Origin of the sequence: Rhodanobacter lycopersici (genome assembly GCF_040812335.1) — a bacterium.
GTDB classification, from domain to species: Bacteria; Pseudomonadota; Gammaproteobacteria; order Xanthomonadales; family Rhodanobacteraceae; genus Rhodanobacter_A; species Rhodanobacter_A lycopersici.
In genome coordinates this window covers 159673-179202 of record NZ_JBFOHK010000001.1, presented here as the reverse complement: position 1 = coordinate 179202, position 19530 = coordinate 159673, and the positions used below count along the sequence as shown (strand labels likewise).

The window sequence follows — 19530 nt, the reverse complement described above, 5'->3', positions numbered from 1 at the left end:
CCAGCACGGGCGTTGCGATCTCTGCTGTGCAAACGGATGTTCCAGGACAAACACCATGCAGGCGTTCCCCGTGTACGTGCCGCGATACGGCAAGACGATGGATGGACGCGCCAAGATCCTCCGTCGATCGCACGCACTCCATCAATCCATCAATGCCTTGCACGCACTTTCGACCGATGCCTGCATACTCATCCCACACGAGCATCGATCACCATCACGCGTAAACCAGCTTGCCGGATATGTCGTGAGTTTTACTGACATATCGCGACAAGAAAAAACCCGCCAAGTAGCGGGTTTTCCTGAAATTTCCGGTTACCCGGAGATTTGCGATTGGTGCCAAGAGGGGCACCGAATCTCGCATAGGATCAGGGTTGCACGAGTCGTCCAAAAAAATATGCCCCCATAAGTGCCCCCAGCTCGTAGCCGTTTACGCGCCCTCTCAACCAACCCAGCAAAACGCCAGCCACCGGCCAGGAGCTGACGGTCGCCCCCCCTGAGCCGAGTAGCGCGATAGCGGGCGTTGAATGTTCGCCTTGTCGGTCGTTGTGGTAGTAATCAGATGCCCAGGCCGAGCGTCCGCTGTGCCCGGCTATAATCCATTGTGATGGCCGCACCAAGCACGTAGCGCTGTACTTATTCATTCATTGGGCAATGGAGCCACGGCATGAGAGTGGTCATCAACGGAGCAGGCATTGCGGGTTCCGCACGGATCAGGGGGAGGTGCGTGCTAAAACCGCCCTCGTGGGGCTGGCACAGCACCATCCTTTGACGTCGTTCAGAACGAGCCTAACAAGCTCTTCATGGACAGCAAATACGGGGCTGACGTAAGGCAACGTGTACTCGGAAAAGTCTCGATCGCGAGGCAATGGCCCTCTCCGATTCCCGCTGCTTAATGCGAAGAGATCCAATGCGGCTTTTTGGAGCATCCACCCTTCACTAGCATGATCCTCGGGAACAAGGCCCTTGTCTATTTGTTCGCGGATACTGCACAGCACCCACTCGAGTCTCGCCTGTACATCGGCTTCACTCAAGCTCGGCAGCCGTCCTTCGTACTCTTCTTTAAAGGCGGCTCGAGCAGCATCGTAAATTACGTCCCAATTTACGGTCTTTGCAAGACTAGGGATTTGTTCCTTTATGAAGAGATCGTGCCCAATAACTTGAAATCCGGCGGAGGATCGTCCCCAAAGGTTGCAGAGGTAGTTCAATTGCTTGCTGTTCGTTTGAGATAATTCATCTAGAATCTTCTGTAATTCGTGAAGCAGGCCGAATAGAAGATTTACTTTTCGCTTTCCAGCGCAGATATCGAGTTCGGACCAAAAAAAAGGATTCGAGGCGCAAATGGGAGCGCCGTCATCGATGAAGGCGAGCAGCGCTGGTGGGAAGACGATATGGGTTGGTGCTGCCGGAAATCGGATCCGCTTCTCATGTACGAGGGTCAATAGCCTCTCTTTTGTAGACGGATCAATGGGCTCGGTTCTGGACCAGTCCTTCACCTCGAGCGCGAGTGGAATAATTCGCTCACCAAGGTGTTTCTTCAGCGCCTTGTGGAGCTTTAGGAAGCGAGTGCCTGTAATGACTTCGTCTGGAAAGAGAACAGGGTGCGATCCTGCGCGCAACGGCTTACAAAACATCGCCGCAGCACTACTTATCGAGTTTTTCGTCCCATGACGATCGAGCCGAGGCGAGAGAAATACGTGAACTCCAACCTCTATCCCGGCATCCCGAAGTGTTTCAGCTAGTACGCGGACAGGTAGTGTGGCCCCGATAGGCGATTCGATGATATCGAGCTGCTTGATTCCGCTGACTTGACACCAGCGAAGTAGCTTAAACGCGACGTTAGCGAGAACTACGGATTGTTGGCGCCCATAGTCATGGAGCTGGGAGGCTCCCCAACGATAGAGAGCGTCGATTCCAGGTGGCGTCTCGGGGTGAGTTACGAATGGCGAAAACTTCGAAGGGACAGCAACAACTTGGAATTCGATGAAGTTAGCCAAGCTTGTGACCAGACGTTCACTTGCGTTGCGAAGTCCCTTGCATTCGAGGTGCGAATGGAGAATGACGTCTAGTTCGCCCTCTCTCATGTCTCTTGCTAGATAGGCGATCCAATCATCCCTCAGTTCGCCCGGGTAGTTCTGAAGCGATGCTTTCACGGCTTCAGAAGCCTTCAGTGGGTCAGTAAAGGAAAACTTCTCAGCCAATATCGCCGAAATGAAGGCATTGTCGTCAATGTTTGCCTCAGACGTCATATCTGGCGTGCTCATTCGTTGCTTTAATAATCGGGCTGGCGAAACAGCGAGATTCTTCGCCTAAGTCGACATAGTGTGTACTGTTGTTGCTTACTTGGACTCCAAGTCCACGCAGAAATGGCCGGTTAGGGTCGGCTTGCGCCCATCGCGGCATGCTATCTCGCCACCAAGAATCCCTAAAGTGTCCAGACTCAGCGATGAGTTATCAAATGAATATCCCCTGTTCTTCTAGCCTCATTGGCCGCGACGACATGTTCTTGCCATCCTGGAGCGTGGGTAATGACCTGATAGGCTAACTTCGGACCAAAATGGTTGAACAACGCAATGTTGACAACAACGCATTGCAAGCCAGATTTAGTGGTGACATCCTCGATAAACATCTCATGCATCGATGCTTGCGGGTCCTGACCTGATGAAACGGATTTGCTCCCGATCCAATTTGAATAATCAGTTCGTTCTGACTTCAGAATGGCAATAGCGGGACTTTCCTCCAGAGGAAAAAGTCCACGTTCCCATATATGAAATCCGTGGGCAACCTTGCACAGAAATCGAATTACTTGTGGTGGGACGATTTTCGATGACAGGTCAATTTTAGTAGCACCGTAAATCCTACAGAGCCTCGCGATTGCTCCTGTAAGCTTTTCTGAGTGTGCAGCACCGGCATCTTCAACAGCACCTCGATATATAATTGCGTCGTTGGTGGAATATAACTCCATCCCGTCTTTTGCCATCAAGGGCAGTGAGTTCGTGAGATATCGTGGTGCGATCAAGCCTGGCATTGAAATCAATGCCACCGCTTCCTCCTTACGCACGTATCGAGTGAACTTTTGACCGCGAGCGTTAGCAAATGTCATTTTGACATGCGTTTGTTGCTTCTTTGGCTTATAGGACCTAAGGCCCATCACTAGGCGTGGATCAGACAACCATCCTGACTTAAGTACAGCGGTCTCAATATAGCCAATTATTTTCTGACACCTCGCGCAGCATGACTTTGGAAACAGCAGATCTCCATTCAGGCCACGTGGCATTACATGCTCATCAGTAAATGGTGGCTTGCCATCCTCACAATACATGCACCTTCCAAGTGGCTCATGGCGTACCGTGTCCATCATATAGCGCTCTGATTGCAAAGGCCGATCCGGGCGGATGCACGACAAGGCTTAGTTGACCTGTAGCCGGCATCGGCGTTCATATCGGGCAGCCTACCCGAAACCCTACTGTCGCGACTGGCGGGTTTGGGTCGGCTGCTGCCAGTCGATTGTGCCCGACCGGTGACCCAATACGCACAACCTCGAGCGTTCCAAGCTGAATTCATCGGGATATCCAGTGTGATTGACCGGCACCTGGGATTTGATCCGTCATTGCCATCTCGGTGAAATCAACGCTTGCGTCGCGGCGCGAGCAGTTCCGACCGCCCCACGGGCATCCGGGAAGGTTCCGGCGGTTCCGGATCCGAGAACCCCGCAGCCTTGATCGCCGCATCCAGCCCGCGATACCCGGCAACACGCTTCGGACCACGCAGTGTGTTCGTCCCTTCGTTCCAGGCATGCACCATCTGCTTGGCGATGCCTCGCCATGGCGGCTCATTCTTCGCGGCTTCGATGATCTCGCGACCCACCTCCAACGCTGACTCGCACAGCTGCTCCACCATCTGCGCGTAATCCCGCGGCGCGATGCCCAGGCGCGTGTTGAAGAAGCGCTCCAGCGACTTGCCCGGCGCCCAGGTCTGACGCCCCTCGATGGACAGGCCCGGAGGATTGGTGGCATAGCGCGGATAGGCCTGCGTGGTCACCACGTCATAGACCGGCGTATAGGCCACATCAGCCAAGGCGGTGTAGTACAGGGCCACGTTCTTGGCATGACAGTCGGCATTGCGCACGACATAGTTGGTCAGCAGCTGCCACCCTAACTGCAGCAACTGCGCCCGCGTCGTACCCGCGGGTAGATAGGCCCGGGTTGCGTTGAGCACCCTTTCCGTCGTCGTGGCGTACTTCTCGTGCGGTGGCAGGCCCAGCAACCCGCACGCATCTTCCAGCCCACAGAGCGGCAATCCGTTCGCATCGACGTCGAAACGATCCACGACCAGCACCCGGCCGTCCTGGGACATCTGCGCTTTGACGACCGGCGCGACGTTCAAACGTTCTAACACCCGCAGACTGTAGAACTCGTTGAAGCCCAGGTATGGGGTGCTGTCGTCCGAACCCTTGATGATGTGACGGCTGGTCCGCAACGTCGGCTTGCCCAGCGGCATGGTCTCGTCGCCGTCCGACTCCGGTGCGATGAACTTGGGCACGGCACCGGAGATGGCTGCCCGCGCATACCGGCGCACGAGATCGGCAAAGTGCCCGGCTGTATTGTCCCCCGTCAGCAGTTCCTCGACATGCAAGGGCGCCAGGTCCGTGCCGGGCGGCACGCCTTCCGGCGTCACCGTCACGCGCCCGATGCCCATGCCACCCACCACGGCCAGCAAGGACAAGTCGGTGCCGTCGAGCAAGGGACCGAAGGCTTCGCGGATGACCCCGAGCAGATACCCTTCGGGCAGGTTCTGCCGAAAGAACGGATGCAGGTCACGCGGCCAGCGCCATGCCTGTTCCCGCACCGGCATGGTCAGGCTGACGAAATCCGTCGGCGCCACGCCTGCGTCGTACTGCAGGACGTACTCGTCGCGCTCGCGATAGAGCTGCGCCACCTTGCGTCCCAGTACCTGGACATCGAGCCTCATGCGCCGTCTCCGCGGCGCTGTTCGGCCAGGATGTCTTCGAGCGTCCTGGCATGACCGTGCTTGACCGCCTTCAGGTCGTAACCGGCCGCCTCCAGCAGCCGTACCAGGGCGGACACGCTCATGTCCCCCTTGGCCAGGGTTTCCATGCGTGCCACGGTGGTGCGCGCCACGCCGGCCCGGCTCGCCAGTTCTGCCTGGGAGAGCCCGGCTTCCCGGCGCACCTGCTTCAGCAATTCCGCCACGTTCGCGAGCATCGTCATTTGTAGCCCCAGGGCATCATGGACGAGAGAACATGGATAAAATGTAGCCCGGGGGACACATTGTGTCAAGCCAATTTGTGGCCCAGAAGCTACAGAAATCGCGTCAAGCAGCCATTTTGTGGCCCATGGGATACAAAATATAGCAATCAGACGGAACCGAAAACCGAAGGGGGGAGTCAGTTCGATGCAGTCCAGTCCCTCGAAATCCTGTCAATCGGCGCCCCCTGGCATCGGCCCTCCCGCCCGTACGATGAAGCCATGGCAGATGCCCGACGTCCCGATCACCACCAAAGAGCCGGCTTCTCCGGCTCCGGGGCATCCAGAACGAGGTCGGAGACGCGGATCATCGGATCCAGCCAGTCGGCCTTGGCCCTGGCCCAGCCAATCCAGTCCACCAGCTCATCGGTAAGCTCGCCTTTCAATGTCGCCGCGTGTTCGGCGGCATCCACGTAGGCACGAAGGCGCGTTGCCCGCTCCCACTTCGTCGCCTCGGTTTCCAGAGCTTCGAACAGCCCGCGCTCCCGTTTGCGCTGTTCCATGATCCGGGTGTAGCGCTCCTTCGCCAGGCGCCGTTGCTCCGCTTCCCTCGCCTGCTTCTCCTCGCGCGTCCGGATTTCCGTGGCAAGGAGAATGAGGCCGGAAACAACCTCCGGGAATCGCCGCTCGAGTGGCGTGCGTTCCGTATCGTTCCAGCTTCGGGCCGGCCATCGCCCGGCCGTTATGGTGAGGATGCCGGTCGCGAGATAGTCGTATCTCGGCGTCCCCGGATACTCACCCCGGGCGTAATGGGACAGTTTCCAGTAGCGCTCCTTGGCCTTCGTTTCCTCCGGGGTGTCCACATGTTCCTTGCGCCTGACACGCTCAGTGAGGCTCAGCTCCACCCGGGTGCCCTCGATGGTCAGCACGGTGCGCTTCTTCTCCGGATCCACTTCCACCGAGGAACCGCGCCTGGCGAACTCGAGGATCAACGCATTGAACAAATCGAGCGCACGCTCCAGTGAACCACGTGACACCTCGACATGCAGGACTTCGGCCGGTGCCGAGACCAACCCCTTCTCCGACTTGACGTCACCCTTTGCCAGCCGCTTGCCTGCCGCCGCCACCAACGGATGCCGGTCGATGGGGCCGGCGGGAACCTCGATCACCTGCCTGGTTTCCCGCACACGACGCCTGACCTCATCTTTTTCCTTGACTGCTTCCGGGCCGAGGCGCGTCAGGCTGGCGGTCTGCCGATAACGTCCGTGCGTCGACAACGGCGTGCGCTTAGGCTTTGCCCCGGCCCGCACCTTCGCCCAGTACCCGCGCGCCGGCAGCGGAATGCCCATCGTCCTGCAGAGCTTGGCCAGCCCGACATCCGACAGTCCGTAGCGCTTGGCCACCTCCGTCACCGGGTCCGCCCACACCTCGTCGTAGAGAGTCTCACGACTGACCTTTTGGCTCATGGCATCCGCTCGCTAGGGCTCTGGCACTGTTGCCGGTACACAACAGTTTCAGGAATGTCGTCGATACGGATGCCGGCAAAGGCACCCACCCGGATCGCTCGGCGCCCCGCCATCTCCTCTCGGGCCGATCCTCTCACAGGAATTCACTGATGATTATTTCAAAATCGGTCTCAATGAAAATCCAGCGGCGCGCATCCAGTGCGCCGGACAGAGGCGCGGGACCCTTCGGTCGATGCGCGACCAGGTGACTGACGCTACCCACGGCCCCACCTTCTTTCCACCACGGGCGATCGTGATCGGCCGGCGATCTACCGCAAAGTGCGCATGATGCCGTGCTGTTCAATCAGTGACCTCACGTCTTCCACACGCCATGCCGTGATTCGTGGCCCCAACACGTGGGTGGGTTGCGGGTAACGACCGGATTTGACCCCTGCCCACCAGGTGGATCGCGACACCGGGATGATCGGTGGCGTTGCCGGCCGCCCCTTCGTCGCCGGCCTCCCGATGATCTGCGCCAGACGCAGATAGCCGGTGCCAGGCAGGATGTCTGCGGTGGCAGCTTTCTCTTCCATGGTCTTCTTCCGGCAACTCATGTGTTCCCCCCACGCGCCTTGATCGCGCACACCTGTCTGTATCCCCGATCCCGTGCCATGAACGCTTCGAGCATGTGCGGGATGAGCGTCACGGCGTCAACCGGCTCGCCATAGGTCTGTCCGTGCATCGTCGCGTAGCGTTCCAGTTCCACCTTGAGCGCCGCCGCGCAGGCAAAGGTGACTTTTACGACCTCCGTCCGAGGTAACGGGCCAAGCCGCAGTTTCTTCGGAGACGGACTCATGGCATCGGTCCTCGCTGAAAGAACATCGGCTGATACGGTCGCAGCACCAGATCCTTGTCCACCATCACGCTGACCTGGAATCCTGGCCGCACGGTCAGCGTCGGCTGAATGCTCAGGTTGCGTCGCGTGATCTCCTGACCGACCTGGTTGGCGGTGTCCTGCGCACTGTCGCGCAGGGCGATGACCGCGTTGCCGTTGACGTTGCCCTCGTTCGAGACGGCCAGCTCGGAACTGACACCGAGCAGCGTGGACAGCGCCGCGCCACCCAGGATGCGACCCCAGTGCCAGTCCACCCCGTCCTCCAGGCCGGCATAGCCGGCCGGATCGATACCGGGCAGCTTGTCCAGGGCGATCGATGAGGTGTCTGGCAGCACCAGTCGCAGCCAGACCAGCAGCACGCGCCGCTGCCCGAACGCCACCTGGCTGTCGTAGCGACCGATCAGCCGCGAGCCCTGCGGGATCAGCAGGTAGCGACCCGTCGCGGTGTCGTACACCGGTTGGGTGACCTCGGCGATGATCTGCCCCGGCAGGTCGGAATTGATGCCCGTCACCAGCGCCGCCGGAATGATCGTCCCGGCCATCACCGTGTACGGTGAAGCCGGCGCCTGCAGGGTGCCGGTATTGCGGGTCGCGGCATCGCCGCCCTTGGCCAGGAACGCTTCCTTCTGGTCCTGCCGGTTCTGGATCGCCGTCGGATCGTTGGGCTGCGCGGCCGTCGACGCCGGCCCGGCACCCATCGGATTGAACGACCCGGCCGAAGCGGTCGGTGTGGTTGGCACCTGGGCTATCGTGACCGCCGCGTCCGTTTTTCCCGTGGTATTGCTGGTGCGGAAGAACACCGACGAGTGCGCGATTTCCTCGGCCTGACGCTGCCGATCCACGCTCTCGGCCGATGGACCGGGATTCGTTGCGCCACTGGGCAGCGGCGGCGCAGCCGAAGCCGCACCCCAGTCGCCTGGCAGCGGTGGCCCGAGCTGCGGCACGCTGGCGGCCGGTGCCGGCTTGGCCGGCAGTTTCGAGTAGTCAGCCGGCAACTGATCCAGGTCATCGGCCCTGGCGACCCGGTCGACGTTGACCAGGTTGGTCTGATCCTCCGAACCGCGCCGCCCCTTCGATTGCAGTGCCCACATCGACGCGCCGGCAATGGCCGCCGCCAGCACCGTGGCGGACACCGCCAGGGTGCGACGGTTGAGCCGTGTCACCGGACGCGGCGCGGCACGCAGCGCGACACCCTCGGGCGCGACCTTCGACGCAGACGAGGCAACGCGATCAGTCGTGTCCATGACCCGCTCCTGCCGCGACGCCGTCGGTGCGCGCGATGCGCACCACGGCCGCCTTGTCACCGCCCAGACGCAGCTCGGCCGCACCGAACAGGCGATCCACGATGTCGTAAGGCGCGTGGAACCGGTAGTTCACCAGCTCGCCCTTCCCATCCGGTCCGACCACGAACAGCGGTGGCAGCTCGCCCTGCGCGATGCCGGCCGGGAACTGGATATAGACATGCCGCCCGTCGTCGAACGCGCGTACCGGTTTCCATGGCGGGCTGTCGCCCGTGATCGCGTAGCGGAAGTGCAACTGGTCGAGCGACAGTCCTTCGGCGGCGGGCGCCTGCGCCTCGTCGGTCTGCGCCTGGGCCTGCAAGGCCAGCATCTGGTCCTTCGGATACTCCCACGATACGGACGCCATCCACGCCTTCGCGGTGGACGTGAGCTCCAGCAGGTAGGTGCGCCGGCTCGTGGTGATGACGAGGTTCGTCGTGATGTCCGTACGCACCGGCTTGACCATCACGGCGACGCGCCGGCCCGCACCGCTGCCGCTCGCGGTATCGCCCACGATCCATTGCACGGTATCGCCAGCGGCGACCGTCACCAGTGCCTCGCCCGGCTGCAAGCTGATGACCGTCACGCGGCCGGGGCTCGTATAGACCTGATACAACGCGCCGTCCGAGAACGGCCAGACCTGGATCGCGTTGATGTAGCCCTCGCGCGTGGGCGACACGCTGGCCTCGGCGTTCGCCTGCTCCACACGCGACTGGGGATCGGCGGGCACCGATGGAGGCTTTGCATCCGCCGCATCCGGCAGCGGCTTCATCTGACCCGGCAACGGCAAGGGCTTGGGCACCTCCACGACCGCGACGGGCTTCGCCGGCTCGGGCAGCGGTTCGGCTTTCACGGGCTCATCGAGTGAAATGGACGGCGGCGGCCTGCCCTGCGTGGCACAGCCCGCAAGCACACTCGATAAACCGACGATCGCAAGGGCGGTAATGGCGTGTTTCATAACTTCTTCGCTCCTTCGGGCGCGTCCAGGTCGCGGCTCCAGGACAGCCCGTTGATGTAGATGCCGAGGGGATTGCGGCGCAGCTGCTGTTCGGTGCGCGGGGTCTGCATGACGAGGGTGAGCATCGCGGTCCACTGCTCGATGCCGGTGGGCGTGCCCTCGCGGTAGTGCTGCTCGGTCCAGCGCACCTGAAACGAGGTGTCGCTGACACGCACCACGCTGGTCACGTCCACCGATATGGAGTCCTGACCGACGTGGGCGAACGGATCGTGGGCGCGCGCGTAGTCGTTCAAAGTGGCCGCGCCCCGGTCGGTCGTGTAGCCGTAGGCTTCGAGCCAGTGCTGCCGCACCACGACCGGATCGATCGACAGCGCGCGCACGTCGGTGATGAAGCGCGCCAGGTACCAGGCGATCTGTGCGTCGGTCGGCTTGTACGACGTCACCGCTGCGCCCACCGCGCGTACCTCGCCGGCATGATCGACCTCGACCACGTAGGGCGTGACGCGCGACTGGCCGGATTGCCAGACGAGGCCGGCGGCCATCAGCAGCGCCAACCCCAGGCAACCGAAGGCCATCAATCGCCAGTTCTTTGCCTGCACGCGCGCGCTGCCGAGGCGTTCGTCCCAGACCTGCGCTGCGGCCTGATACGGCGTAGCGGGTACGGGAGATTCGCTGTAACGCACGCCAGGTCGTCTGAAGCGCATGATTCGCCCCCTTACTCGTTCGAGGAATCGTGGAGTTCCGGCGCGGCCCCGCCGCCGCCGTGATCGGCCGAGCGCACGACGTGCGCAGCCGTCGAGGTGCCATGCGCAACGCGCTGCCGGCGTTGCAGGCGCTGCGCCCAGTCGGGTGCCTTGTCGTGAGATGCGGGGGGATTACCGGCCACCGTCGACGATGCAGAGGCTTCGCTGGCGGTTTCGCGCGAAGCGGAAGGCGCACCTGCACCGACCGCCGACGCCGCGCGATCGCGCATGGCGCGTGCACGCGCGGCGACGCGCTCGCCCGCCGCGTGGGCGCCGCGGCGGGCGACGTTGGCCATCCCGGCGCCGAAGGCCCGTGCACCGGTCACGCCCGATGCGGCGGCACCCGTGCGATACGCCGAGGTAGCGCCGCTGGCTACGCGCGCCGTGCCCACGGCACCGCGGGCCGCCAGGCGTGTACCGGCCGCGACCGCAGCGCCCCCCGTCGCGACGGCCGCGCCACCTGCCACAGCGAGCCCGGCTGCACCGAGCGCCGTACCGGCGGCGGCGCCCGCGCCGAGCTGCGGCGCGCCGGATACCAACCCGGTCGCGATACCTGGCCCGAAGATCCCCAAGCCCAGCATCGTGAGCGACGCCAGCATGATGGCGAGGGCATGATTCAGCGACGGACCGGCGCCAGCCGGTGTCTGGAACTGTCCGAAGATCGTCGAGCCGATGCCGACGATGACGGCCAGCACCAGCACCTTGATACCGGACGATACGACGTTGCCCAGCACTTTCTCGGCGAGAAAGGCCGTCTTGTTCCACAGCGCGAACGGCACCAGCACGAAACCGGCCAGCGTGGTCAGCTTGAACTCCACCAGCGTCACGAAAAGCTGCACGGCTAGGATGAAGAAGCTGATGACCACCACGACCCAGGCGAACAACAACACCACGATCATGTCGAGGTTGCTGAAGACGGCCGTGAAGCCGTGTGACATCGTGCCGACCTGTTGCAGGATCGGCTGCCCGGCGGTAACGCCGATCTGCGCCAGCCGCCCCGGTTGCAGGAAGTGGTCGATGCTCACCGTCGAGCCGGCCGCGAGCAGCCCGAGGCCCGCGAACGAGCGGAACACGATGCCGGCGAGCGTGTTGAAGTTGCCGATGATGTAGGCGAAAGCGCCGACGTAGAGCGTCTTGCGGATCAGCTTCGCCAATACTTCTTCGCCGCCCATCGCCCAGAACAGGCCGGCGAGCGTCATGTCAATGACGATCAGCGTGGCGGAGAGATACGCGACTTCGCCGTGCAGCAACCCGAAGCCGGAGTCGATGTACTGCGAGAAGACGGCCAAAAACTGGTCGATGACGGAGATGTCGTTCATCGCCGTACTCCGGCGTCGGGCTCGTCGAAGCTCACCGGAATCGGCGGCAGCGAGGCCAGGGTCTGGTATTCATCCGGGCCGCCGAGGCCGAGGAAGAAACGCCGCGCATACGCCGCGTCCGCGATACGGCAGGTCTCTTCACCGACCTGCGCACGAGCCGCCGCACAATGGTGATGCAATGGCCTCAACCGCTGCGGATCGTTGGCCAATGCGTCCACCGTCAACGCCGGTGCGTGCCGGCCACAAGCGGCCAGCACCACGACGACGGACAGGACGCATGCGCGATTCATCGCATCAGTTCCCGTAGAAGTTCACCGGCTGCGGCGTGTACTGCGGGCCGTTGCCGATGAAACGCGAACGCACCTGCTCGGCCTGTGCCTCGTCGGCCGCCGCGCGTGCCTGATCCAGCGCGGTCACGCGGTCCTGCGACACGGTGAGCTGTTGCGCCTGGATCGCCTGGCGCGCGATCAGCGCGAGCAACTGGTTGGTGGCCTGACTCGCCTGCAACGCACCGACCGCGCCCTGGCTCTGCGTCACCAGATGGCTCAATACGCCCTGATCCGACAGCAGGTTTTGCGCAGCCTGCGACTGCATCTGCGTCGCGGTCTGCAAGGCTTGCACCGAGGTCTGCCAGCGCGTTTGCGCGTCCTGCACCATCTGCACGGCGCTGGTGCCGGCGCCGTAGGACGCTGGATAAAGCCGGTTGAACGTCGCCTGCGATTGCGCGACGTTGAAGGTCAAGCCCTGCGCCTGCGCCATCAACTGGTTGGTGCTCGCCAGCGTGGCCAGCAACTGCGACAGCGCGCTGTAGTTCAGGCTCGTCAGATTGCGGCCCTGGTTCATCAGCATCTGCGTCTGGTTCTGCAACTGCTGGATCTGGTTGTCGATCTGTTGCAGCTCGCGCGCGGCAGTGAGCAGGTTTTGCGAGAAATTCGCCGCGTCGAACACCGCCCATTGCGCAAAGCTCGCCGACGACCACGTGAGCCACACGGCCACCGCCGCGGCCAGCCAGGTCTTCTTCATGACTGCATCTCCGATGACTTCGGGAACGAAGGGATGAGGTCGGCGGCCCAATCGAGGCCGCGGTGGCGCAGCCAGGCGCCAGCGAAACCGGGCGTACCCGCGTCCAGCCACACGCGGTCGATGTCGCGCTGGTCCTGTGGCGTGGATGCACCCGCGAACGCCAGCGCGATCGGCCCGAGGTCGAGGTCGAACAGGCGGTTGCCGAGACGCGACTGGTAGTAGTAGTCGCGCTTCGGTTCGGCAGTGGCGACGATCTCGATTTGCCGACTGTTGAGGCCAAAGCCTTCGTAGATCGTGCGAATCTGGGGCTCGACGGCCTGCGGATTCGGGAGGTAGATGCGGCTCGCGCAGCTCTCGATGATCGCGGGTGCGATGGTCGAGTCCTTGATGTCGGCGAGCGACTGCGTGGCAAAGATCACGCTGACGTTCTTCTTGCGCAGCACCTTGAGCCATTGACGAATGCGTGCCGCGAACACCGGGTCGTCGAGGAACAGCCAGGACTCGTCGAGGATCAGCGCCGTCGGTGCGCCATCGAACCGTTCAGCGAAACGCGCAAAGAGATACCCCAGCACCGCCTGCACCGCGGCGTGGCTGGTCATCAGCTCCTCCATCTCGAAGCCCTGTACATCGGCCGTGCCGAGCCGATCGTGGTCGGCGTCGAGCAGGCGGCCGTGCGCGCCACCGAGCACATAAGGCGCGAGTGCCTGGCGCAGCGCATTGGACTGGAGCAGTACCGTCAGGCCGGTGAGCGTGCGCTGCTCGACGGGTGCCCCGGCGAGACTGCCCAAGGCTGACCAGATGGCGCCCTTCTCGTCAGGGCCGACCGCGACGCCCTCGTGCACGAGGCGCCCTTCGACCCACTCGGCCGCCCATGTGCGATAGCCATGCTGGTCGATACGCGCGAGCGGCTGGAACGCGATGGCACCCTCGTTGCCGAGGTCGTAATGCTCGCCGCCTAAACCCAGGATCGTGGCGCGCATCGAGCGCCCCATGTCGAAGGCGAAGATGCGCGAGCGCAGGTAACGCCGGAACTGCATGGCCAGCGCCGCGAGCAACGCGGACTTGCCCATGCCGGTCGGACCAACCACGAGCGTGTGGCCCACATCGCCGATGTGCGTCACCAGTCGGAACGGCGTGGCGCCGTCGGTGCGCGTGACGATCAGCGGCGGACCATCCAGATGCGCGTTGCGGTCCTGGCCTGCCCAGACCGCCGACACCGGCATCACGTGCGCGAGGTTCAGCGTGGAGATGATCGGCTGGCGCACGTTGGCGTAGGCATGGCCCGGCACCGACGACAGCCACGCCTCCACCGCGTTGAGGGTCTCGGGGATGGTGACGAACCCCCTGCCCTGGATGGTGCGCTCCACCTGGCGCCGCTTTTCATCCGCCGCCGCGGCGTCCGCATCCATTACCGTGACGGTCGTGGTCACGTAGCCGAAGGCCACCTGGTCGCTGCCGAGTTCCTGAAGGGCCGCGTCGGCATCGGTGGCCTTGTTGGCCGCGTCGCTGTCGACCAGCGGTGATTCCTGCTGGAAGATCGTTTCCCGCAAGAGCGCCACCACGTTCTTGCGCTTGGCGAACCACTGCCGGCGCAGCCGCGTCAGCTCCTTCTCCGCTTCCGCCTTGTCCAGGCACAGGAAGCGCGTGGACCAGCGATAGGCGAAACCCAGGCGGTTGAGGTCATCGAGCAACCCCGGCCAGGTCGAGGTCGGAAAGCCGCGCACCGTCACGACGCGCAGGTGCTGATCGCCCAGCATCGGCGCAAGACCACCGACCAGCGCCGCGTCGGCCAGCAGCGCGTCCAGATGGAACGGCACCTCGGGTACGCCGATGCGATAACGCCGCGTGGCAATGCAGCCATGCAGGTAGGTCAGCGTGTCGCCGTCATCCAGCCACGCGATCTCCGGCATGACGCCATCGAGCAGGTCGAACACGCGATCGGTCTCGGCGACGAAAGCAGTGAGCCGTTCGCGCCAGTCCACGCCCGCCGTGAGCGTGTTCTCGTACAGCACTTTCGCGGCGCGCGCCCTGGCTTCCTCCGGCGGCAGGTAGACCAGTGTCAGGTGATAGCCACTCTCGTAGTGACTGCCCGCCGACTCGAACGCGGCGCGGCGTTCCTCGTCCACCAGCCAGGACAGCGGTTCGGGAAAGGCCGAATGCGGATAGTCGGCCGCCGTCCGGCGCTCCGCCTCGATGAACAGTGCCCAGCCCGAACCGAGCCGGCGCAACGCGTTGTTCAGGCGCGCGGTCGTGGCCACCAGCTCGCCTTGCGTCGCGCTGTCCAGATCCGGTCCGCGAAAGCGGGCCGTGCGCTGGAAGGAACCGTCCTTGTTGAGCACTACACCGGGCGCGACCAGTCCCGCCCACGGCAACCAGTCGGCAAGCGACGCGGGACGCTGGCGGTATTCGGCGAGGTTCAACATGGCGTCGACCTCACACGTCCAGCAGCGACTTGTGCTTCAGGTGCCGCGCGAAGACCTGCATGAACTGCGGGTCGACTTTCGCGCCCCACACGGCCAGCGAGTGACCGATCAGCCACAGGGCGATGCCGGGAATCCACAGCTGCAAACCCAGCCCCAGGGCAGCGGCGAGCGTGCCGTTGGCAATCGCCACGGTACGCGGCGCGCCGCCCATCAGGATCGGCTCGGTCAGCGACCGATGCAGCGGCACCTCGAAACCGAGGGTGATGGTGGCTGGCTCGTTCATGCCACCACCGCGCCGCCGGAGAAGCTGAAGAACGACAGGAAAAACGAAGATGCCGCGAAGGCGATCGACAGGCCGAAAACGATCTGAATAAGACGCCGGAAGCCGCCACTGGTGTCGCCAAAGGCGAGCGTGAGGCCCGTCACGATGATGATGATGACCGCAATGATCTTGGCGACCGGTCCCTGGATGGATTCGAGGATCGATTGCAGCGGCGCTTCCCACGGCATGTTGGAGCCCGCCGCGTGCGCGACCGTCGCCGCCAGACACATCAGCGGTAGGAACAACCACAGCCAGGCGCTACGGAAAAACGGATCGTCGTAAAGACGGATTCGTGTCATGACGGTTCTCCAGGGGTGGCGGACGGGGAAGACGACGCACCGGCCACGGGATCGAGCCGGTAGCCGCGCGTGTCGAAACCGACGACACGGGCGATGTCCCGGATGCGCCGGGCGCGGCCACGTCCGGCGATGAAGACGACGACGTTGATCGCCTCGGCGATCAGCGCCCGAGGCGGGGTCACGGCAACCTCGAGGATCAGTTGCTCCACACGCAGCAACGCGCCGTGCGCCGAGCCGGCATGGACCGTGGCGATGCCGCCGGGATGGCCGGTGCCCCAGACCTTGACCAGGTCGAGCGCTTCACCGCCACGCACCTCGCCGACGATCACGCGGTCGGGGCGCAGCCGCATCGTGGCGCGCACCAGTTCGGTCATCGACACGACGCCAGGGAGCGTGCGCAGGGGCACGTGGTCGCGCGCGGCGCATTGCAGCTCCACCGTGTCTTCGAGCACCAGCACGCGATCACCCGTAGCGGCGATCTCCGCGAGCAAGGCATTGGCGAGCGTGGTCTTGCCGCTGCTGGTGCCGCCAGCGATCAGGATGTTCTGGCGCTCGCCTATGGCCTGGCGCAGGAACACGGCGTGTTCCGCGCCCAGGATGCCGTCCGCGATATAGCGATCCAGGCCGATGACCCCGACCGCGCGCTTGCGCAACGCGAAAGCAGGGCCGGGCACCGCCGGCGGCAACACGCCCTCGAAGCGTTCGCCGGTCTCGGGCAACTCCGCCGACAGCAACGGCTTGCCCGCATGGACCTCAGCGCGTACGTGCGCGGCGACCAACCGGATGATGCGCTCGCCGTCAGCGGCCGACAGCGAGGCGCCCATCGGCGCGCGCCCCGTGGAGAGTCGGTCGATCCACAGCGCACCGTCCGGGTTCAGCAGCACTTCCACCACGTCCGGGTCGTCCAACGCAGCGGCGATCAGCGGCCCCATCGCCGTGCGCAGCATGCGCACGCGCCGATCGAGCGCACGCGCCGCCGGGCTCAGTTCGTGCGGCTGTGCCGTCATGGCGCGCTCCCCTCCGCCAACTCCACCGACGCGGCCTCGCGCCGCGCCGTATCGGGCTGGATCTCTTCTGCCACGTCGCGCAGCAAGCCATGGCCACGCAGGAGATGCCGGCCGAGCTGTTCGACGAACTGCGTGAAGCGTGCCTTGCCCTGGGCTCGCGCAGCGTCCTGGTGCGCCTCCGGTACCGGCGTCGTGACCGTGAGGTAGTAGCGCACGTATAGCGCGACGGTCTCGATCAGGATGGCCTGGTCACGCTCCAGGCGCTCGTACTGGCGGGTGAGCCGGTCCAGTCGGCGTGCGATGGCGACCTCACGCTGGTCGCCGGCGTCGGACGACAGCCAGGATGCGAGTGCCGCGGCGACGATGGAGGACTTGGACACGCCTTTCTTGGCGGCCAACTCACCGAGCCGCCGTGCGTGCTCGGTGGAAATGAAGAGGTTGAGGCGGTATTGGCTCATAGCGCGATCCCGTCGTCAGGGTCGAGGGCCGCGAACCGTGCGCCGCGCTGCAGCCGTCGATCGAGCTGCACAGGCGGCGGTAGCGGCAAGTCGTCGTCATCGAGCAAGGCCAGGTCGCTGGCCTGCGGATCAAACTCAGGGACACCGATCGCCACTTCGATCAGCTCGGGCTGGCGACGCAGATCACCGTCATCGGCTGCCCCGCCTTGACTGCCGACGGGCGCGAGCACGGGCGCCGGAGGTACGGTGGGAATGGCCATGCCGCTCCAATCGTCGGAGCGCAATGGCGGTACATCGGCATAGCGACCGCCCGACAAGACCGGAGGCGGCAGCACGCGCCGCCTGAAGTTGGCATCGGTGTAGTAACGCAACTTCCTGGCCTTGATCGGCGCCATGCCCGAGACCATCACCACTGCCTCGTCGGACGGAAGCTGCATCACCTCGCCGGGGGTGAGCAGCGGACGCGCCGTTTCCTGGCGCGACACCATCAGGTGCCCGAGCCACGGTGCAAGGCGATGTCCGGCGTAGTTGCGCTGCGCGCGCAGTTCGGTCGCGGTGCCGAGCGTTTCGGAGACACGCTTGGCGGTGCGTTCGTCGTTGGTGGCGAACGTCACCCGCACATGGCAGTTGTCGAGGATCGAATGGTTCGGCCCGTAGGCTTTGTCGATCTGGTTGAGCGACTGCGCGATCAGGAAACTGCGGATGCCGTAGCCCGCCATGAACGCCAGCGCCGACTCGAAGAAATCCAGCCGGCCCAGCGCCGGAAACTCGTCGAGCATCAGCAGCAACGTGTGTCGCCGCACGATGCCGTCGGAGCCGTCGAGCGATTCGGTCAGGCGTCGTCCGATCTGATTGAGGATCAACCGGATCAGCGGCTTGGTGCGACTGATGTCAGAGGGCGGCACCACCAGATACAGCGAGACGGGATGCTCCGCGGAAATCAGGTCGGCAATGCGCCAGTCGCAACGCGACGTGACCTCGGCCACCGTGGGGTCGCGGTAGAGGCCAAGGAACGACATGGCGGTGGACAGCACACCCGACCGCTCGTTGTCGCTCTTGTTGAGCACTTCGCGCGCGGCCGACGCGACGACGGCATGCGGCGCATTGCCCAGGTGCCTGGTCGTCATCATCCGGTGCAACGTCAGCTCGAACGGGCACGCCGGATCGGAAAGGAAGTTGGCGACGCCTCGCAGCGTCTTGTCCTCGCCCGCATAGAGCACGTGCAGGATCGCGCCGACCAGCAGCGCGTGCGACGTCTTCTCCCAGTGGTTGCGCCGCTCCAGTGCCCCTTCGGGATCGACGAGGATGTCGGCGATGTTCTGCACGTCGCGCACTTCGTATGCGCCGCGCCGGACTTCGAGCAGCGGGTTGTACGCGGCCGAGGCCGGATCGGTCGGATTGAACAACAGGCAGTGCGAGAAGCGCGTGCGCCAGCCGGCCGTGATCCGCCAGTTCTCGCCCTTGATGTCGTGGACGACGGCCGAGGCCGGCCAGGTCAGCAGGGTCGGAACCACCAGGCCCACGCCCTTGCCCGAGCGTGTGGGCGCGAACGCGAGGACATGCTCCGGCCCATCGTGGCGCAGGTACTGGCGGTCGTAGCGGCCAAGGACGACGCCGGCCGGCTTGTCGAGCCCCGCCTTGCGGATGTCACGAGTCGCCGCCCAGCGCGCCGAGCCGTAGGTGGTGACGAGCCGCGACTGTCGCGCACGCCAGACCGACATGCCAATGGCAACGAACGCGGCAGCCACGCCACTCCCGGCGGCAATGGCCCCACCCTCGAGAAACAGGCGCGGGGCATAGGCGTCGTACCAGTACCACCACTGGAACAGTTGCCACGGGCGATAGACGGGAACACCAAGGCAGTCGAACCAGGGCGAGCCGAGGCGCAGCTGGTAGTTCAGGTGTGCGGCGGTCCATTGGGTGGCACCCCAGGCTCCCGCGACCACGATGCCGAACACCATCAGCACCGGGCCGAACAGCACGCTGGTTCCGTTCATGCCGGCCTCCGATTCTCACTTGCCTCATACGGCGGGGACGTGCCGCATGAGCAGGAAAATTGAAGCCGTCACCAGCCCCGGTCAAAGACCGTTTCAGCCGTAGAAATGGCCAGAAATGCCACAATTCAAGAAGCGTCCGAAACGCGGGTGACGCCGC

The 19530-nt window shown here is 63.9% G+C and carries 19 protein-coding genes; all 19 read right to left on the bottom strand.

Going from position 1 to position 19530, the window contains the following annotated elements; genetic code table 11:
* Positions 1-710: 710 nt before the first annotated feature.
* The 19 genes from ABQJ54_RS00855 to ABQJ54_RS00765 all read right to left on the bottom strand — a co-directional run bounded on the left by ABQJ54_RS00855 (position 711) and on the right by ABQJ54_RS00765 (position 19373).
* Positions 711-2261 carry a hypothetical protein gene (locus tag ABQJ54_RS00855; protein WP_367852389.1) on the bottom strand — a complete coding sequence of 517 codons (1551 nt, stop codon included), beginning with the start codon at positions 2259-2261 and terminating at the stop codon, positions 711-713.
* Between the two features lie 176 nt (positions 2262-2437).
* Positions 2438-3040: a hypothetical protein gene (locus ABQJ54_RS00850; protein WP_367852388.1), complete on the bottom strand. Its 603-nt coding sequence runs from the start codon at positions 3038-3040 to the stop codon at positions 2438-2440.
* A 584-nt stretch (positions 3041-3624) separates the two neighbouring features.
* Positions 3625-4968, bottom strand: coding sequence for a type II toxin-antitoxin system HipA family toxin (locus ABQJ54_RS00845; protein WP_367852387.1), 1344 nt, complete (start codon positions 4966-4968; stop codon positions 3625-3627).
* Positions 4965-5228 carry a helix-turn-helix transcriptional regulator gene (locus ABQJ54_RS00840; protein WP_367852386.1) on the bottom strand — a complete coding sequence of 88 codons (264 nt, stop codon included), beginning with the start codon at positions 5226-5228 and terminating at the stop codon, positions 4965-4967. The genes ABQJ54_RS00845 and ABQJ54_RS00840 overlap by 4 nt, the downstream gene beginning before the upstream one ends.
* A gap of 281 nt (positions 5229-5509) precedes the next feature.
* On the bottom strand, positions 5510-6670 hold the full coding sequence (locus ABQJ54_RS00835) for a hypothetical protein (protein WP_367852385.1): 1161 nt from the start codon (positions 6668-6670) through the stop codon (positions 5510-5512).
* A gap of 308 nt (positions 6671-6978) precedes the next feature.
* Positions 6979-7242 carry a helix-turn-helix transcriptional regulator gene (locus tag ABQJ54_RS00830; RefSeq protein WP_367852384.1) on the bottom strand — a complete coding sequence of 88 codons (264 nt, stop codon included), beginning with the start codon at positions 7240-7242 and terminating at the stop codon, positions 6979-6981.
* A gap of 17 nt (positions 7243-7259) precedes the next feature.
* Positions 7260-7505: a DUF2274 domain-containing protein gene (locus ABQJ54_RS00825; protein WP_367852383.1), complete on the bottom strand. Its 246-nt coding sequence runs from the start codon at positions 7503-7505 to the stop codon at positions 7260-7262.
* Positions 7502-8788 carry a TraB/TrbI/VirB10 family type IV secretion system protein gene (locus ABQJ54_RS00820; RefSeq protein ID WP_367852382.1) on the bottom strand — a complete coding sequence of 429 codons (1287 nt, stop codon included), beginning with the start codon at positions 8786-8788 and terminating at the stop codon, positions 7502-7504. Before ABQJ54_RS00820 ends, ABQJ54_RS00825 begins: the two co-directional genes overlap by 4 nt.
* Positions 8775-9782 carry a P-type conjugative transfer protein TrbG gene (gene trbG, locus ABQJ54_RS00815; RefSeq protein WP_367852381.1) on the bottom strand — a complete coding sequence of 336 codons (1008 nt, stop codon included), beginning with the start codon at positions 9780-9782 and terminating at the stop codon, positions 8775-8777. Before trbG ends, ABQJ54_RS00820 begins: the two co-directional genes overlap by 14 nt.
* Positions 9779-10486, bottom strand: coding sequence for a conjugal transfer protein TrbF (gene trbF / locus ABQJ54_RS00810; RefSeq protein ID WP_367852380.1), 708 nt, complete (start codon positions 10484-10486; stop codon positions 9779-9781). Before trbF ends, trbG begins: the two co-directional genes overlap by 4 nt.
* An 11-nt stretch (positions 10487-10497) precedes the next feature.
* Positions 10498-11844, bottom strand: a complete 1347-nt coding sequence (gene trbL / locus ABQJ54_RS00805; RefSeq protein ID WP_367852379.1) for a P-type conjugative transfer protein TrbL — start codon at positions 11842-11844, stop codon at positions 10498-10500.
* Positions 11841-12134: a hypothetical protein gene (locus ABQJ54_RS00800; protein WP_367852378.1), complete on the bottom strand. Its 294-nt coding sequence runs from the start codon at positions 12132-12134 to the stop codon at positions 11841-11843. The genes trbL and ABQJ54_RS00800 overlap by 4 nt, the downstream gene beginning before the upstream one ends.
* Positions 12135-12138: 4 nt before the next feature.
* Complete coding sequence (trbJ, locus tag ABQJ54_RS00795; protein ID WP_367852377.1) at positions 12139-12867, bottom strand: P-type conjugative transfer protein TrbJ; 729 nt, start codon at positions 12865-12867, stop codon at positions 12139-12141.
* The gene (trbE, locus tag ABQJ54_RS00790) at positions 12864-15290 is read right to left on the bottom strand and encodes a conjugal transfer protein TrbE (protein ID WP_367852376.1); all 2427 of its coding nucleotides are present in this window, start codon (positions 15288-15290) and stop codon (positions 12864-12866) included. Before trbE ends, trbJ begins: the two co-directional genes overlap by 4 nt.
* Before the next feature lie 10 nt (positions 15291-15300).
* Complete coding sequence (locus ABQJ54_RS00785) at positions 15301-15573, bottom strand: VirB3 family type IV secretion system protein (RefSeq protein WP_367852375.1); 273 nt, start codon at positions 15571-15573, stop codon at positions 15301-15303.
* Positions 15570-15911, bottom strand: a complete 342-nt coding sequence (locus ABQJ54_RS00780) for a TrbC/VirB2 family type IV secretion system protein (RefSeq protein WP_437343305.1) — start codon at positions 15909-15911, stop codon at positions 15570-15572. Before ABQJ54_RS00780 ends, ABQJ54_RS00785 begins: the two co-directional genes overlap by 4 nt.
* Positions 15908-16858 (bottom strand): P-type conjugative transfer ATPase TrbB, encoded by a 951-nt coding sequence (trbB, locus tag ABQJ54_RS00775; protein WP_437343319.1) that lies wholly within the window; start codon positions 16856-16858, stop codon positions 15908-15910. The genes ABQJ54_RS00780 and trbB overlap by 4 nt, the downstream gene beginning before the upstream one ends.
* A 56-nt stretch (positions 16859-16914) precedes the next feature.
* The gene (locus ABQJ54_RS00770; RefSeq protein ID WP_367852373.1) at positions 16915-17376 is read right to left on the bottom strand and encodes a CopG family transcriptional regulator; all 462 of its coding nucleotides are present in this window, start codon (positions 17374-17376) and stop codon (positions 16915-16917) included.
* Positions 17373-19373, bottom strand: a complete 2001-nt coding sequence (locus ABQJ54_RS00765; RefSeq protein ID WP_367852372.1) for a conjugal transfer protein TraG — start codon at positions 19371-19373, stop codon at positions 17373-17375. Before ABQJ54_RS00765 ends, ABQJ54_RS00770 begins: the two co-directional genes overlap by 4 nt.
* Positions 19374-19530 lie beyond the last annotated feature (157 nt).